This is a genomic window from Pseudomonas boreofloridensis, assembly GCF_030580795.1.
Classification (GTDB): Bacteria; Pseudomonadota; Gammaproteobacteria; order Pseudomonadales; family Pseudomonadaceae; genus Aquipseudomonas; species Aquipseudomonas boreofloridensis.
The window spans coordinates 275,872-291,940 of sequence record NZ_JAUQOQ010000007.1; the positions used below are offsets into that span (position 1 = coordinate 275,872).

Annotated in this window: 17 protein-coding genes; 8 read left to right on the plus strand and 9 right to left on the minus strand. The window is 65.1% G+C overall.

The window, feature by feature from the left end:
- Nucleotides 1-51: 51 nt before the first annotated feature.
- Nucleotides 52-219 (minus strand): DUF6026 family protein, encoded by a 168-nt coding sequence (locus Q6A47_RS11520; RefSeq protein ID WP_162889512.1) that lies wholly within the window; start codon nt 217-219, stop codon nt 52-54.
- Nucleotides 220-375: 156 nt separating this feature from the next.
- On the opposite strand from Q6A47_RS11520, the gene gnd reads away from it, so the two are divergent.
- The gene (gene gnd / locus Q6A47_RS11525; RefSeq protein ID WP_275898092.1) at nt 376-1,407 is read left to right on the plus strand and encodes a phosphogluconate dehydrogenase (NAD(+)-dependent, decarboxylating); all 1,032 of its coding nucleotides are present in this window, start codon (nt 376-378) and stop codon (nt 1,405-1,407) included.
- A complete protein-coding gene (zwf, locus tag Q6A47_RS11530; protein ID WP_029614068.1) occupies nt 1,404-2,897 on the plus strand; it encodes a glucose-6-phosphate dehydrogenase in 1,494 nt (497 codons plus the stop codon). Before gnd ends, zwf begins: the two co-directional genes overlap by 4 nt.
- Nucleotides 2,898-2,939: 42 nt before the next feature.
- On the opposite strand, the gene yghU is transcribed toward zwf, so the two are convergent.
- The 6 genes from yghU to ribBA all read right to left on the minus strand — a co-directional run bounded on the left by yghU (nt 2,940) and on the right by ribBA (nt 9,206).
- Entirely contained in the window at nt 2,940-3,779 is an 840-nt protein-coding gene (gene yghU, locus Q6A47_RS11535; RefSeq protein WP_116888062.1) for a glutathione-dependent disulfide-bond oxidoreductase, read from the minus strand.
- 181 nt (nt 3,780-3,960) lie between these two features.
- Complete coding sequence (locus tag Q6A47_RS11540) at nt 3,961-5,109, minus strand: ABC transporter ATP-binding protein (RefSeq protein WP_039577258.1); 1,149 nt, start codon at nt 5,107-5,109, stop codon at nt 3,961-3,963.
- A gap of 18 nt (nt 5,110-5,127) precedes the next feature.
- On the minus strand, nt 5,128-5,937 hold the full coding sequence (locus Q6A47_RS11545; protein WP_304484378.1) for an ABC transporter permease: 810 nt from the start codon (nt 5,935-5,937) through the stop codon (nt 5,128-5,130).
- Between the two features lie 6 nt (nt 5,938-5,943).
- Nucleotides 5,944-6,855 carry an ABC transporter permease gene (locus tag Q6A47_RS11550; protein WP_029614065.1) on the minus strand — a complete coding sequence of 304 codons (912 nt, stop codon included), beginning with the start codon at nt 6,853-6,855 and terminating at the stop codon, nt 5,944-5,946.
- Nucleotides 6,852-7,877, minus strand: a complete 1,026-nt coding sequence (locus tag Q6A47_RS11555) for a polyamine ABC transporter substrate-binding protein (protein ID WP_039577262.1) — start codon at nt 7,875-7,877, stop codon at nt 6,852-6,854. The genes Q6A47_RS11550 and Q6A47_RS11555 overlap by 4 nt, the downstream gene beginning before the upstream one ends.
- A gap of 207 nt (nt 7,878-8,084) precedes the next feature.
- Nucleotides 8,085-9,206 carry a bifunctional 3,4-dihydroxy-2-butanone-4-phosphate synthase/GTP cyclohydrolase II gene (ribBA, locus tag Q6A47_RS11560; protein WP_029614063.1) on the minus strand — a complete coding sequence of 374 codons (1,122 nt, stop codon included), beginning with the start codon at nt 9,204-9,206 and terminating at the stop codon, nt 8,085-8,087.
- A gap of 76 nt (nt 9,207-9,282) precedes the next feature.
- Here ribBA and Q6A47_RS11565 point away from each other — a divergent pair, with 76 nt between their 5' ends.
- Nucleotides 9,283-9,576, plus strand: coding sequence for a DUF1330 domain-containing protein (locus tag Q6A47_RS11565; RefSeq protein WP_029614062.1), 294 nt, complete (start codon nt 9,283-9,285; stop codon nt 9,574-9,576).
- 94 nt (nt 9,577-9,670) lie between these two features.
- Here the strand turns inward: Q6A47_RS11565 and Q6A47_RS11570 are convergent, their stop codons facing one another.
- Nucleotides 9,671-10,837: an MFS transporter gene (locus Q6A47_RS11570; protein ID WP_304484379.1), complete on the minus strand. Its 1,167-nt coding sequence runs from the start codon at nt 10,835-10,837 to the stop codon at nt 9,671-9,673.
- A 1-nt stretch (nt 10,838) separates the two neighbouring features.
- Nucleotides 10,839-11,165, minus strand: coding sequence for a hypothetical protein (locus Q6A47_RS11575; RefSeq protein WP_162889513.1), 327 nt, complete (start codon nt 11,163-11,165; stop codon nt 10,839-10,841).
- A gap of 120 nt (nt 11,166-11,285) precedes the next feature.
- On the opposite strand from Q6A47_RS11575, the gene Q6A47_RS11580 reads away from it, so the two are divergent.
- The 5 genes from Q6A47_RS11580 to Q6A47_RS11600 all read left to right on the plus strand — a co-directional run bounded on the left by Q6A47_RS11580 (nt 11,286) and on the right by Q6A47_RS11600 (nt 16,025).
- Nucleotides 11,286-11,792, plus strand: coding sequence for a MarR family winged helix-turn-helix transcriptional regulator (locus Q6A47_RS11580; protein WP_029614061.1), 507 nt, complete (start codon nt 11,286-11,288; stop codon nt 11,790-11,792).
- 25 nt (nt 11,793-11,817) lie between these two features.
- Nucleotides 11,818-12,756: a LysR family transcriptional regulator gene (locus Q6A47_RS11585; protein WP_116888067.1), complete on the plus strand. Its 939-nt coding sequence runs from the start codon at nt 11,818-11,820 to the stop codon at nt 12,754-12,756.
- 240 nt (nt 12,757-12,996) lie between these two features.
- Nucleotides 12,997-13,929 carry a TauD/TfdA family dioxygenase gene (locus tag Q6A47_RS11590; protein WP_304484380.1) on the plus strand — a complete coding sequence of 311 codons (933 nt, stop codon included), beginning with the start codon at nt 12,997-12,999 and terminating at the stop codon, nt 13,927-13,929.
- On the plus strand, nt 13,926-15,410 hold the full coding sequence (locus Q6A47_RS11595) for an AMP-binding protein (protein ID WP_304484381.1): 1,485 nt from the start codon (nt 13,926-13,928) through the stop codon (nt 15,408-15,410). The genes Q6A47_RS11590 and Q6A47_RS11595 overlap by 4 nt, the downstream gene beginning before the upstream one ends.
- Before the next feature lie 15 nt (nt 15,411-15,425).
- A complete protein-coding gene (locus tag Q6A47_RS11600; RefSeq protein ID WP_304484382.1) occupies nt 15,426-16,025 on the plus strand; it encodes a thermostable hemolysin in 600 nt (199 codons plus the stop codon).
- Nucleotides 16,026-16,069 lie beyond the last annotated feature (44 nt).

The following is a 16,069-nucleotide window of genomic DNA, read 5'->3' on the forward strand; positions in this document are numbered from 1 at the left end:
CGTGAAATAAGGCGATGGGGCCTGATCAGGCCCCGAAACAGTGCATGAGGGTCAGAACTGGGGCAGTTTGCCGTTCAGGCGAGCTTCTTCGAGCATCAGGTTGAGCTGGGCCACCTGCGCGCGCAGTTGATCACGCTCGTCGCGAAGCTGACGCAGTTCGTCGCGGCGTACGGTGACGTAGAGGGTCTGGGTGGCGGTGGCAGGCATGACGGTACCCATGAGTACACCTCGCAGTTTGGCTGGTGACGGTAGTAAGCGTAGACGCTTCGTGCGGCGCGCATTTTGAATTCTTTGCCAGGCGATGGGAACTTTTTTGTTTATCGTGGTCATGCCGTTCGTCGGTGAACCCTGGGGCGGCGCGCTGGACTAACCTGAATTACCGAACCGCGTTGTCATTCATTCGCAAAGAGGGAGCATCGGCACATGCAACTGGGAATCGTCGGGCTGGGCCGCATGGGCGGCAACATTGCAAGGCGCCTGATGCGCGCCGGCCACCAGACGGTGGTGCACGATCGCAACCGCGACGCGGTCACGGCCTTGGCCGGCGACGGCGCGCAAGGCGTTGACGACCTCGCCGCCATGGTCCAGGCGCTGCAGGCGCCGCGTGCCGTCTGGGTGATGCTGCCGGCCGGCGAGCCGACCGAGCAGACCATCGCGCAGTTGGCCGATCTGCTTGAGCCGGGCGATGCGATCATCGACGGCGGCAACACCTTCTACAAGGATGACATGCGCCGCGCCGCCGAACTGGCCACGCGCGGCCTGCATTACCTGGACGTGGGCACCTCCGGCGGCGTCTGGGGCCTTGAGCGCGGCTACTGCATGATGATCGGCGGCGAGCGTGAGGTGTTCGAGCGCCTGGAGCCGCTGTTCGCTGCCCTGGCCCCAGGCGTCGGCGACATTCCCCGCACCCACGGGCGCAGCGGCGAGCCGGTGCGTGCCGAACACGGTTACATCCACGCCGGTCCACCCGGCGCCGGGCATTACGTGAAGATGGTGCACAACGGCATCGAGTACGGCCTGATGCAGGCCTACGCCGAAGGCTTCGACCTGCTGCGCAGCAAAGGTGGCAACGAGCTGCCGGAAGACCAGCGCTTCGACCTGAACGTGGCCGAGATCGCCGAGGTGTGGCGGCGCGGCAGCGTGGTCACCTCGTGGCTGCTGGACCTGACCGCCGACGCCTTGGTGGCCGACCCGCAATTGGCCCAGTTCAGCGGCTCGGTATCCGACAGCGGCGAAGGTCGCTGGACGGTGGACGCCGCCGTGGAACAGGCGGTGCCGGTTCCGGTGCTGTCCAGCGCGCTGTTCGCGCGCTTCCGCTCACGCCAGCAGCAAGGCACCTTCGGTGACAAGGTGCTGTCTGCCATGCGCCTGGGCTTCGGTGGCCACGTCGAGAACAAACGCCCATGAGCAAACGAACCACGCCCGCTGCACCGCCCTGCACGCTGTTCCTCTTCGGCGCCAATGGCGACCTGGTCAAGCGCCTGTTGATGCCGGCGCTGTACAACCTCAGTCGCGATGGCCTGTTGGACCGCAACCTGCGCATCGTCGGCGTCGACCACAACGAAGCCAGCGCCGAACAATTCGCCGAACGCCTGCATGCCTTCATGGCTGGCCGCGACAAAGGCGGCGAGGGCGCACCGCCCAGCCTCGATCCCGACCTCTGGGCGCGCCTGGCCAAGCGCCTCGACTACCAGACCGGCGATTTCCTCGACCCGGCCACCTACCAGGCCTTGGGCAAGCGCATCGACAAGACCCGCCACGGCAATGCGATTTTCTACCTCGCCACCTCGCCGCGCTTCTTCCCGGAAGTGGCGCAGCGCCTGGGCGAAGCGGGGCTGCTCGACGAGTCCGGCGGTGGTTTCCGCCGGGTGGTGGTGGAAAAACCCTTCGGCACCGACCTGGCCAGCGCCGAGGCGCTCAACGCGTGCCTGCTGAAGGTGATGAGCGAGCGGCAGATCTACCGCATCGACCATTACCTGGGCAAGGAAACGGTGCAGAACATTCTGGTCAGCCGCTTCTCCAACGGGCTGTTCGAATCGTTCTGGAACAACCACTACATCGATCATGTGCAGATCACGGCCGCCGAAACCGTTGGCGTCGAGACGCGCGGGGCGTTCTACGACAGCACCGGCGCGTTGCGCGACATGGTGCCCAACCACCTGTTCCAGTTGCTGGCGATGGTGGCGATGGAGCCGCCCGCGGCGTTTGGCGCTGATGCGGTTCGCGGTGAAAAGGCCAAGGTGATCGGCGCGATCCGACCCTGGACGCCGAAGCTGGCCCTGAAGAACTCGGTGCGCGGGCAGTACGGCGCTGGCAAGCGCCTGGCCGGTTACCGCCAGGAAAGCAACGTCGATAAAGACAGCCGTACCGAGACTTACGTGGCGCTGAAGGTGATGATCGACAACTGGCGCTGGGCCGGCGTGCCGTTCTACCTGCGCACCGGCAAGCGCATGAGCGTGCGCGACACCGAGATCGCCATCTGCTTCAAGCCGGCCCCTTATGCGCAGTTCCGCGAGTCGGCGCTGGAGCGGCCCAAGCCCAACTACCTGAAGATCCAGATCCAGCCGAACGAGGGCATGTGGTTCGACCTGCAGGCCAAGCGCCCCGGCCCGGAGCTGGTGATGGAGAACGTCGAGCTGGGTTTCGCCTACAAGGACTTCTTCAAGATGACCCCGGCCACCGGCTACGAAACCCTGATCTACGACTGCCTGACCGGTGACCAGACGCTGTTCCAGCGCGCCGACAACATCGAGAACGGTTGGCGTGCGGTGCAGCCCTTCCTCGACGCCTGGGCCAAAGGCGGTGAGGTGCACGAGTATGCGGCGGGCGAAGATGGCCCCGAGGCGGGTGACGAATTGCTCACCCGCGACAAGCGCGAATGGCACCGCCTGGGGTGAAGCGGCTCAGCCAGGGCCGCCGGTGCGGCCCTGGCGGGTGACTCAGTCCAGGTCCGCCGCCGAATGGCGCTCCGGTACCTGGCTGTCTTGCTCGCCCCAGGTGCGATTGACCCGGGTGCCACGCTGCACCGCCGGGCGTGCGGCGATGCTGTCGGCCCAGCGCTGCACGTTGGGGTAGTCCTGCACCGAGAGGAATTCGGCCGCGCCGTACAAGTTGCCACGCACCAATTGCCCGTACCACGGCCACACCGCGATGTCGGCGATGCTGTAGTGTTCCCCACCCAGGAACGGGCTTTCGGCCAGGCGTCGTTCCAGGACGTCCAACTGACGCTTGGCTTCCATGCTGAAGCGGTTGATGGCGTATTCGATCTTCTCCGGTGCATACACGTAGAAATGCCCGAAACCGCCGCCCAGGTAAGGTGCCGAGCCCATCTGCCAGAACAGCCAGTTCAAGGTTTCGGTGCGCGCTGCCGGGTTGGCAGGCAGCAAGGCGCCGAATTTTTCCGCCAGGTGCAACAGGATCGAGCCGGATTCGAACACCCGCACGGGCGGCTCGACGCTGCGGTCGAGCAGGGCGGGGATCTTCGAATTCGGGTTGACCTGCACGAAGCCGCTGGAGAACTGATCGCCCTCGCCGATGCGGATCAGCCAGGCGTCGTACTCGGCGCCGGCATGCCCCAGGGCCAGCAGCTCTTCGAGCATGATGGTGACCTTCACGCCATTGGGCGTGGCCAACGAATACAGTTGCAGCGGCTGCTCGCCCACGGGCAATTCGCGTTCATGGGTGGGGCCGGCGATCGGGCGGTTGGTGCTGGCGAACTGGCCACCTGAGGCGGCATCGTTCTTCCACACCTTCGGGGGAACGTAGGGGCTTTTGCTCATCCGATCTCATCTCCTGAGTGTCTTCGATCCCTGTGCGATCGCCGGATGCGATCAGGGTTCGGTGCACAAGACTAGGGCAGGATGAGCGGTCCTGGGAAGACTTGCCGTAGCCGTGCAGCGGTGATCTGAAAGACGGTGCTTACCCGCGCGCGCCGTCTTTCAGCTTCAGGCCCCGTGCGGCTCAGTGTGCGCCGGCCGCTTTGCTCAGGTCGCTCTCGGCCCATTGGGTGTAGACGCACGCATCGGCCACCGCCCAGCGCACCTTCACCCGGTCACCGGGGCGCATCGGCATGCCGGCCGCCGACAGCGCCTTGACCGTCATCGCGGTACCACCGTCGGTGTGCACATGGCAGGTCTGGCTCTCGCCGAGGAACAACAGTTCGCCGACCTTGGCCTCGACCTCGTTCCAGCCTGCTGGCAGTGGCTCGCGGCTCGCCTGCTCGCTGCTCAGTGCCAACGCCTTCTCCGGCCGCACCATCACCAGCGCCGGCTGGCCAGCGGCGAGCCCTGCGGTCAGGCGGATCGCCAAGGGTTGGCCTTCGAAGGTCGCCGCACCATGACCGGTGGCGCTGACCCGCAGGAAGTTGGAGTTACCCAGGAACGACGCAACGAACGCATTGGGCGGATTCTGGTAGAGGTCATAGCCGCTGCCCAGGCCGACGATCTTGCCGTGGCTGAAGATGGCGATGCGCTGGGACAGGCGCATCGCCTCCTCCTGGTCGTGGGTCACGTAGACGATGGTGATGCCCAGGCGCCGGTGCAACTGGCGCAACTCGTCCTGCAGGTCTTCGCGCAGTTTCTTGTCCAGCGCGCCGAGCGGTTCGTCCATCAGCAGGATGCGCGGCTCGTACACCAGCGCCCGAGCAATGGCCACGCGCTGTTGCTGGCCGCCGGACAGTTGCGCCGGGCGCCGATGGGCGAACGATTCCAATTGCACCAGCTTGAGCATGGCGTCCACGCGCTTGGCGATCTCGGCGCTGGCCAGCTTGCGGATGGTCAGCGGGAACGCGATGTTGTCGCGCACGCTCAGGTGCGGGAACAGCGAGTAGCGCTGGAACACCATGCCGATGTCGCGCTTGTGCGGCGGCACGTTGACCAGCGACTGGCCGTCGACCAGGATCTGCCCGCTGCTGGGCGTCTCGAAACCGGCCAGCATCGACAGCGTGGTGGACTTGCCCGAGCCGCTGGAGCCGAGGAAGGTGAGGAACTCGCCGTCCTGGATGTCCAGGCTGATGTCGTCGACCGCGGCGAAGTCGCCGTAGTGCTTGTTCAGGTTGCGCAGGCTGACCAGGGTCTTGGCCTGCGCGGTGTCTTGGATGACTGCACTCATGGTTGTTGTCTCCGGCACTCAGGCGTTGATTTCGTTGCGACGGCGCAGGGCGCTGGCGATGACCATGACCAGGATCGACAGGCCGATCAGCAAGGTCGAAGCCACGGCGATCACCGGACTCAGGTCCTGGCGCAGGGTGGTCCACATCTTCACCGGCAGGGTCTGCAGGTCAGGGCTGGCCATCATCACGCTGAGCACCACTTCATCCCAGGACACCAGGAAGGCGAACAGTCCGCCGGCGATCATGCCGGGGCGGATCGCCGGGAAGGTCACCTTGAACACCGCCTGCAGTCGCGAGGCGCCACAGATCACCGCTGCATCCTCGATCGACTGATCGAACAGCTTCAGCGAGTTGATGATCGAGATGATGGTGAAGGGCAGGGCGACGATCACATGGCTGACCACGAAGGCGAACAGCGTGCCGGTGTAGCCGAGCTTGAGAAACAGCGCGTAGACCGCCACGGCGATGATCACCAAAGGCACGATCATGGGCAGGGTGAACAGACCGTAGAGCATTTCGCGCCCGGGGAAACGCCCACGCACCAAGGCGAAGGCGGTGGGCAGGCCCAGGGCCACGGCGGCGATGGTGGTGAGCACGGCGACCTTGAGGCTGGCCAGGGCGGCGTCCATCCACTCGGGGTTGGAGAAGAACTGGGTGTACCACTTGACGGTCCAGCCGGGCGGCGGGAACACCAGCCACTGCGAGGAGCCGAACGACAGCAGCACGATGAACACCACCGGCAGCAGCAGGAAGGCGGCGATGATCCCGGTGGTCAGGTACAGGCCCGTGCGCAGCGCACGACCCATGGCGTTGGGGGACAGGAGCATGACGGATTACCTCGCGTTGCCGACCGGGGATTCCGGCTGCAGCTTCAGGTACAGGTAGAAGAGCACCAGGGTGATGGCCACCAGCAATGCCGCCGCGGCGCTGGCCAGGCCCCAGTTCAGGAACGACTGCACCTGCTGGATGATGAACTCAGGCAGCATCATGTTCTGCGCACCGCCCAGCAGGGCCGGGGTGACGTAGTAACCGAGCGACATCACGAACACCATCAGCGCACCGGAGAACAGCCCCGAGCGGCACAGCGGAATGAACACCCGCCAGAAGTTGGTCCAGGGGCTGGCGCCGCAGATCGAACCGGCCTGCAGCACCATCGGGTCCAAGGCCTGCATGGTCGCCTGCAAGGGCAGGACGATGAACGGGATCATGATGTAGCTCATGCCGATCACCACGCCGGTGAGGTTGTGCACCATCTCCAGCGGGGCGTCGATGATGCCCAGGGCCATCAGCAGCTTGTTGACCACCCCCGAGCCCTGCAGCAGCACCAGCCAGGAGTAGGTGCGCGCCAGCAGGCTGGTCCACATCGACAGCAGCACGATGTTCAGCAGCCAGCGACCCCAGCCACGCGGCACCAGGGTGATCGCCCACGCCAGCGGAAAGCCCAGCAGCACGCTGATCAACGTCACCAGGCCGGCTACCGAGAAGGTGTTGAACAGCACCCGGGCGTAGGCGGAGTTGGCGAACAGTTGTTCGTAGTTGCCCAGCCCCGGCACCGGCTCCAGCACGCCGCGCAGCAGCAGGCCGATCAGCGGCACGAAGAAGAACAGGCCGAGGAACAGCAGCGCCGGCAGCAGGTTGCCGCTGCCCCGCCAGCGCTGGCTCAGGGGCACGCGGCGCAAGGCCGCCCGCGGGGTGCCGGGGTCGGCACCTTGGGCGTTATGCAGGGCATTGATGGCGACTTTCATTTGACCAGCCACTCGTTCCAGCGCGCGGCGATGGCCTGGCCGTTCTTGGCCCAGTAGGCGAAGTCGAGCGTCACCTGATCCTGGGCGTGGGCGGTCGGCAGGTTAGGTGCCAGTTGCGGGTCCAGGCGCTGGATGCTGTCGAGGTTGACCGGGGCGTAGGCGGTGGCGTTGGCGAAGTCGGCCTGGCCTTTGGCACTGCTGGCGTTGGCCAGGAACTTCATGGCCGCGTCCTTGTTCTTGGCGCCTTTGGGAATGACCAGGAAGTCGGCCATGACCAGGTTCTGTTTCCAGCTCACGCCTACCGGCGCGCCGTCTTGCTGCAGGGCATAGAGCCGGCCATTCCAGAACTGCCCCAGGGTCGCTTCGCCGGAGGCCAGCAGTTGCTGCGACTGGGCACCGCCGCCCCACCAGACGATGTCTTTCTTGATGGTGTCGAGCTTCTTGAAGGCGCGGTCCAGGTCGAGCGGGTAGAGCTTGTCGGCCGGGACGCCATCGGCCAGCAGGGCCAGCTCCAGCACGCCGGGGCTTGGCCACTTGTACAGGGCGCGTTTGCCTGGATAGGTCTGGGTGTCGAACAGCGCGCTCCAGTCCACCGGCTTGTTGGCGCCGAGCTTGCCTTCGTTGTAGCCGAGCACGAAGGAGAAGAAGAACGAACCGACGCCGTGGTCGGAGACGAAGCGCGGGTCGATCTTGTCGCGCTGGAGGGTGTTGAAGTCCAGCGGTTCGAGCAGGCCTTCGCTGGCCGCGCGCAGGGCGAAATCCGCTTCCACATCGACCACGTCCCACTGCACGTTGCCGCTTTCGACCATGGCCTTGAGCTTGCCGTAGTCGGTGGGGCCGTCCTGCACGACCTTGATGTTGCTGCTCTTGCTGAAGGGGTCGGCCCATGCCTGTTTCTGGGCGTCCTGGGTGGTCCCGCCCCAACTGACGAAGTTCAGGCTGTCGGCGGCCTGGGTGGTCTGGCAGGCCAGGGACAGCAGGCTGGCGGACAGCACTGCGGTGACGCGTTTACTCAACAGCATGGTTACGCCCTCGTGACTTTTGTTATTCGAGGCGGGGCTGTGTCGCGCCCGCCCATTGTATTCGGGAGCCGCTATTTGGAGTGGAATCTGGCCGTGGTGTGAGTGTAGGCACGGCCGGTAGCATTAAGGTCTACGGGATATCATATTATGGTATTCCAAACTTTTCGCAAGGGGGAGTTGGCGACCGGCCATCACTGCGTCACCCCCTCACGCGAGCATAGTGGGCTCGAATGGCACGCTCTCCACGACTTCCAGTTCATACCCGGCCAGCCCGGCATATTTGAGCGGCGGCCCCAGATGGCGCAGCTTGCCCACGCCCAGGTCCTGCAGGATCTGCGCCCCGGTGCCGACCTCCGAGTACACCTTGGTTTGCCCACGCTGGTACGGCCGAGGCGCCTGGATGAGGTGCGGCACCCGTTCGAGCAGGGCCTGGGACGATTCGTGATTGGCCAGCACCACCACCACACCGCTGCCTTCGGCGGCCACCCGTTGCAACGCCGCCCACAAGGTCCAGTTGGCAGGGCCGGCATACTCGGCGCCGACCAGGTCGCGCAGGGGATCGATGACATGCACACGCACCAGGGTCGGTTGCTCGCGGTGGATCTGGCCCATGACCATGGCCATGTGCACGCCGCCTTCGATGCGGTCCTCGAAAGTGACCAGGCGGAAGGTGCCATGCACGGTCGGCAGTTCGCGTTCGCCGATGCGTTTGACGGTCTGCTCGGTGCTCAGGCGGTAGTGGATCAGGTCGGCGATGGTGCCGATCTTGATGCCGTGCTGGGCGGCGAAGCGCTCCAGGTCCGGGCGCCGCGCCATGCTGCCGTCGTCGTTGAGCACTTCGACGATCACCGAGGCTGGGGCGAAGCCGGCCAGGCGCGCCAGGTCGCAGCCGGCTTCGGTGTGGCCAGCGCGGGTCAGCACACCGCCCTCGCGGGCCCGCAGGGGAAAGATATGACCGGGCTGCACCAGGTCTTCAGGGCGGGCATCGGCGGCCATGGCGGCGGCCACGGTGCGCGCCCGGTCGGCGGCGGAGATGCCGGTGGTGACGCCGCTGGCCGCCTCGATCGACACCGTGAACGCCGTGCCAAAGGCGCTGGCGTTGCTGGGCACCATCTGTTCCAGGCCCAGGCGTTGGCAGTGCTCGTCGGTGAGGGTCAGGCAGATCAGCCCGCGTGCTTCGCGCGCCATGAAGTTGATGACCTGGGCGTTGCAGCATTCGGCGGCGATCAGCAGGTCGCCTTCGTTTTCCCGGTCTTCATCGTCCACCAGCAGGACCATCTTGCCCTGGCGGTAGTCTTCGAGAAGTTCTTCGATGCGGTTGAAGGCCATGTTGCACGCTCGCGATGATCGGTGGAGTATTGTGGTATACCATAATACATAAATCACCCTAAGAGGAGCGCGCTGGATGAAGGCCTATTGGATCGCCCACGTAGAGGTCACCGACCCGCAGCAGTATCAGCAGTACACCCAGCGCGCGCCTGCGGCGTTCGCGGCTTACGGCGGACGTTTTCTGGCCCGGGGGGGCCAGAGCGAGGCGTTGGAGGGAAGGACCACACCGCAACGCAGCGTGGTGATCGAGTTCGATTCGTACGAGCAGGCGTTGGCCTGCTATCGGTCGGATCTCTATCAGGACGCCTGCCAGTATCGGCACGGCGCGGCCATGGCCGAGGTCATCATCGTGGAAGGGTTCGAGCCGTAGCGCCCACAGCGGCCGCCATCGACCTGAAAGATCGATTGGATTTCATATTCAGCACCAGGCGATCAGGACCGCGAGTGGCCCTGATCGCTCGGCGTCAGGCGTGTGCCAGGGTGCGCTCAGGGCTCACCGGGCGTAGCCAGGTGCTCAGGACCAGCAGCAGCCCGGCACCTATCGCCATCACTGCCCAGGCCCAGTGCAAAGAGCTGAGTTGGTCGCGTACCACCCCGGCCACCACGGGCATGCTCGCGGCGATAAGGTAGCCGCCGCCTTGCACGAAGGCCAGCAGCGATCCGGCTTCGGCCGGCGAGCGGGCGCGGTCGAGGGTCACGATCAGCGACAGTGGGAACAGTGCGCCGATGCCCAGCCCCAGGCACAGCACGGCCAGCAGGTACAGTGTCAGCGGCGCGGTCATCAGGCACAGCAGGCCGCCGATCAGCAGCAGGATCACCAGTGCCAAAGGCCGGCGGCGATCCGGATAACGGTGAATCAGCGCCGACACCAACAGCCCGGCGATGACCTCGGTGATCGTCAGCGCGCCCAGCAGATAACCGGCGCTTTTCGCCGGCCAGCCCAGCTCGACGAAGAACGGTGGCAGCCAGGCCAGCACCAGCGTGTAGGCCCCGGTTCCGATCCCGAAGAACACCAACAGCAACCAGGCACGGCCGCTGCGCCAGGGCAGTGCAGCGGCCGACGCCTGGCCGTGTACATGGCCGGCCGCCAGCAGCCAGGCGATCAAGGCGATCATCGCCGGCAACGCGGCATAACCCAGGGTCAGGTTCCAGCCCAGCATGCCGGCGCTGGGTGCGGCCAGGGCTGCGGCCAGCGCCGCCCCGGCCATGATGCCCGTGGTGAACAGGCCCATGAGCATACCGGCGCTGTGCGGATGATTGCGCTTGATGTAGGCCGGCATCAGCGACTGGATCACGGCGATGCCAATCCCGCCCACAGCGGCGCTGGCGATCAGCGCGGCGGACGACTCGACATAGGTGCGCACCGCGCAGGCCGCCGCGATCAGGGTCATGCCCATGGCCACGCCCCTGACCTCGCCGACCCGGCGTTGCAGCCACGGGCCGGCGAGGGCGAACAGGCCCATCATCATCACCGGCAGCGTGGTCAGCAGGCCGCCCTGCAGGTTGCTCAGGCCCAGGTCGGCCTGCAGCACATCCAGCAACGGTCCGATCGAGGCCATGATCGGCCGCAGGTTGATGCCCACCAGCAGCGCCAGGACCACCACGCAGGCTTTGGAAGGGGTATCGCCCATTTCAGTGCAACTCCTGCAGGAAACCAGAACGTGCCCGGTGGACTGCCGGGGCATGGGAAACGTTGAAGACATGAGGGTGACCTGCAAGGGTATTGAGGTGTACGTGGGCACTGTCCCGGGAGAGTGGCCGAGCGTATTTCGAGGCGATCGGCGCGCTGTCGACGCGCAGGTCGGGTACGATTGCGCGGCGCCCCAGGCTCAGCGGCACCGCCAGCGCATTGCGCCCAGGCCGGTCGGTAGTGCCCCGGCCGCGCGGCAATCGCGCAGTGACGCCGGACCCGGCGTGAATGTCGCGATCGCGATTTCGGTCGTGTTCGAAGAACGCCATGTCCTCTCCCGGTTCATAACTCGTGCATATCAAGATAACTTAACGTTAAGATACTTGGGAAGCGCCAGGTGATGGCAGGGATATGGCCCATACAGTTCAGGGTGAACGAACGGTGACGCAATGAAAGATCATGTCGATTTCGTCGTCGCGCAGTGGGCGCAGGCGATGCCCTCGGTGGACGCCTCGTCCATGGAGGTGTTCGGGCGCATGGCGCGCCTGCAGAAGCACCTGGAGCGCCGGCGCGGCGCGGTGCTGGAACAATACGGTTTCAAGGAGGGTGAGTTCGATGTAATGGCGACGCTGCGCCGTGCCGGTGCGCCCTATCAACTCACGCCGACCGAACTGTACAACTCACTGCTGATCACCTCTGGGGCGATGACCAACCGCCTCAACCGGCTCAAGGACGCCGGCATGATCGAACAACTCCATGACGCCGCCGACAAGCGCAGCTACAAGGTGGCGCTCACCGCCCAGGGCCTGCACAGCATCGAGCAGGCTGTCGGCAGCCATACCGCGCTGCAGAACCAGTTTCTCTCTTCCCTGGCGCCGGAGGAGCGCGAGGCGTTGGCACGCATGCTCAAGCGCATGCTGGCGGCGCTGCCCGAAGATGGCGAACCCATCCCATGAATCTCATTGGCGAGGAGACCTGTGCGTGCTGCACAGCAATTACCTGAAGCAGCTCGACCTGCAGGACATCGTGGTGTTTCTCAACCTGCTGGAACACCGCAGCGCCAAGCGCACGGCCGAACTGATGAATGTCAGCCAACCGACCGTGAGCTACTGCCTCAAGCGCCTGCGCGGATGCTTCGACGACACCCTGTTCGCCTCGTCGCAAGGCTTGCTGCAGCCCACGGCCAAGGCAGAAAAGATCGCCCCGTACCTGCGCGTGGTGATCGAATCGGTCAACCGCTGCGCCGAAGCCGATGCATCCGCCGATGGGGTGGCCATGCCACGGATCTGGCGTCTGTGCGCGCCGGAGTACTTCGAGTTGGCCTTTTTGCCACAGGCCTTGGCCAGCCTGTCGCGCAGCCACGCCAACACCTCGCTGCACCTGGAGCGGCTGAGTCGCGACCTGCCGGTGGATCGGCTGATCGCCGGTGATATCGACCTGGCCATCGGCTTTGGCCCCAGCTACCACCAGTTGCATCCGGAACTGCAATGGCAGCCGGTGCTCAGTGACGGATTCGTCTGCTTGACCAGCGAGCGGGGCCTGGCTCAGCCGGGGGTCATGAGCCTGGACGAATTCTGTCAATCGGCGCACGTTTTTCCCACGCCGTGGATCTCGGAAAAAAACATGGTCGATGGCTGGCTGGAGAAGATCGGTCGCACCCGTAACGTGCTGGTGCGCGCCAATGGCTACCAGGCCTGCGTCAACATACTCGCGGCGGTGCCCGCCACCGTGTCGCTGCCGGCGCGTCTGCTCGCGCACCTGCGTATCCCCGAGGGGGTGATGCAATGCCAGCCGCCGATGGGCTTTCCGGTGTTCACGGTGGACATGATCTGGTCGCGCGACCGCAGCCTCAGCGGCGACGTCGCCAGCCTGCGCACCCTGATCCAGGATGTGGCGAGCGAGTTGCTTCGCGCCAGTTGAGGCGCTGACGAACAAGGACTACAGGTGCTCAGGATGAGTGAACCGAAAATGAACAACCCCCTGTCGTGCGCCCCGACCACCGTCGGCGCAGGCACGTTCCCTATTGCGCAGAGGGTTTTAATTTTTGATCAGGGCTTTCGGTTTCTTGAAACCAGCCCACCCGGCATTTCCCCTACCTTGGTTTGGTCAGGCGGTGGATCGCTCGCCTGTCTGTAATCCATTTCCCAAGGAAGATGTCAGATGCTGGCCTATACACAACCGAGAATCCTACCCTTCTACCGGCAGCCCACCCCGTGCTACGGCTTCGAGTGCATTCATGCCGTCGAACCGGGACTGCGCGTCTTCGACTCGATGAGCACGGCGGACCTCTATGAGGACCTGGCCCACAGCGGCGCGGTGATCTACCGCGATTTCGCCGATTCGCTCGAGCACTTCAACGACTTCGTCAGCGCCCATTCCTCGCGCGTGACCTTCGATCCAGCACGCCAGGCGGCCACGACCAATACCGCCGAAATCGACGCCGGCGTTCACGAAATGGGTCTGCACCGTGAGAACGGCAATCTGCCGTTCAACCCGGACCTGCAGTGGTTCTACTGCCTGGAGGCGGCCGCCGTCGGCTCCGAAACCACGCTGTGCGACGGTGAGCGGGTGCTGTTCGACCTGTCGCCGAGCACCCGCAAGCGCTTCCAGACCCAGCCCATCCGCTACGCCCGGCGCATTCCCTGGCACAACGTGCGACGGTTCCTGAGCATCGAGTTGCAACTGCCGCTGGAGAGCATCACCGACGAGCACTTGGAGCAGGTCAACCAGCAGGTGGCCGGCCAGACCTATCGGCGCATCGACCAGAACCTGATCGCCTCGCAACTGATCATCAGCGCCGTGGAAACCAGCGCCTTCAGCGGCCGTCAGGCGTTCTGCAACTCCATGCTCGGCCCCAGCGTCAACTACGAGCCGCCACGCATCACCTGGGCTGACGGCGAGGCCATCGCATTGGAGATCTGGGACGAAATCAAGGAAGTGACTGCCCGCAACACCTACAGCCACTTCTGGAAAAAGGGCGACATCATGGTCGTCGACAACACCCGGGTCATGCATGGCCGTCGCCGTCTGGACGATCTTGCCCGGCGCATCTTCGGCGCCCAGAGCTACCGTCTGGCAGGAGCCGAGCAATGATCAGCCAGATGATGCAACGCTACCTGGCCAGCACCCCTGATCGCGTGGCGATCCGCGAAATGCACGGGCGCAGCTACACCCTGCACGGCCTGCGCGACGACGTGCAGCGCTTGGCTGATGCCCTGCAAGCGCGGGTCGGCGACTGCCAGCGCAAGGTCTTCGGTATCGCCATGCGCTCGAGCTATGAGTGGGTCTACACCCTGCTGGCGATCCAGAAAGTTGGTGGTGTGCTGTTGCCGGTGCCAATCGAGTTCTCCGACGACCAGATCGGCAGCTTGCTCGGCAAAGCAGCGGCGGTGTTCGTCAGCGACCAGGGCACTGCCGGGCGCCTGCAACGCATCCTGCCGGAAAAACCCAGCTTCATTCCCCGCCAGTTGATGGCGCAGGGGCCTGGCGAGCCATGGACGCAGGACGACGAGTTGCTGCCCGCCGGCATCGTCTCGGTGATTCATACCTCCGGCACCACCTCGCGGCCCAAGGGCGTGATGATCCGCGACGAAGCGGTCGGTCTGCTGGTGGACAACGTGTTCAAGCGCCTGCCGCCGCAGCCGCTGCATTATTTTTCCATCGTGCCCATGAGCCTGCTGATCGAACAGGTGCTGGGGGTGTTCATCCCACTGCTTTCCGGCGGCAGCCTGATCCTGATGCCCGAAGGGGTGGCCGAGTACGGTGCGGCCAGCGGCAATGCCCGTCACTATCTGGAGTTGATCGCACCGAACCGGCCCAACTTCCTGTACCTGCCGCCCAAGTTGCTGGAGGAGGCCAATCTGTTGCTGGAGCAGGGCGCCAGCGTCGAGCAACTGTTCGGTCCCGGTGCGCCACACATCATCACCGGCGGCGCGAAGATGCCTGCCAGTGTGTTGCACGCCCTGGACGCGCACGGGGTGCAGGTGTTCGAGGCCTACGGCCTGAGCGAAAACTCGTCGATCATCTCGCTCAATTCTCCCGCCCAACGCCGCATCGGCTCGGCCGGCACGCTGCTCGACGGCATCGAGCCGAAACTGGTCGATGGCGAGTTGCTGGTGAAGACCCCGACCCTGTGCGCCGGCTACTACAACGCCGACGACACCGCCTGCGACCTGTCCGACGGCTACTTGCACACCGGCGACATCGCCGAGTTGCGCGAGGGTTTCCTGTACATCACCGGGCGCAAGAAGCACGTGATCATCCTCTCGACGGCGCGCAACATTTCGCCGGAATGGGTGGAGAACGTCTACAAGGAGAGTCCGCTGATCGACGACATGATCGTCATGGGCGAGGGCCGTGACGAGCCGTGCGCGCTGGTACTGAGCACTGCCGACGAGGCGGCCGTACGTAACGAGATGACCCGCCTGGAGCCACGCCTGGCTGATTTCGCGCGGGTCAGGCGGCTGCGTGTGATCGACGACATCGCCACGTTCCGTGAGCGCTTCTACACCGTGACCGGTCGCCCACGCCGGACCGAGATCGAAGCGCACTTCATCGACCGTTTGTACACCTAGGACAGGACGTCAGCCATGTACATCGTGCGCAATTTCTACAAGGGACGTCCCGGCTACCGTTGCCTGCAGGAGGCGGTGCGCGCCCACTACCTCAAGCACTACGACGCCACGCCTGAGCCGCAGCCGGACCTGTTCGTCTGCCTGACCGGCTCCAGTGGCGGTGCGCCGGGCTATGCCTGCGCCGGCATCACCTACGGCGATTCCGGCAAGCTGTTCAGCGAGTACTACCTGGATACGCCGCTGGATCAGCGCTACGCGCTGGACCGCGGGCGTATCGCCGAAATCGGCGCGTTCGCCTCCTTCCAGAGCGGCAGCGGTGCCGGCAAGTACTTGCTGGACAACGTCATCCGCACCCTGGCCTTGCGAAATTTCGGCCTGGTGGTGCTGACTGCCACGCCGCAGGTGCGCCAACTGCTGGCGCCCATCGTCGACAACCTCGACGACCTGGGCGCGGCCGATCCCCGGCGGGTCAAGGATCCCGCCGTCAACTGGGGCCGCTACTACCAGCAGGCACCGCGAGTATTGGCTTCGCGCCTGTCCTCGCCCAGTGCCTGGCTGAAGGCGCCGACCCTGCTTTCACCCTCACCGCAGCACGCCCCAACGGCGTCTGTCTGACCCATGAGCAGACCGGGCTGGAGTGCCCGGTCTGTCGGAGAGCT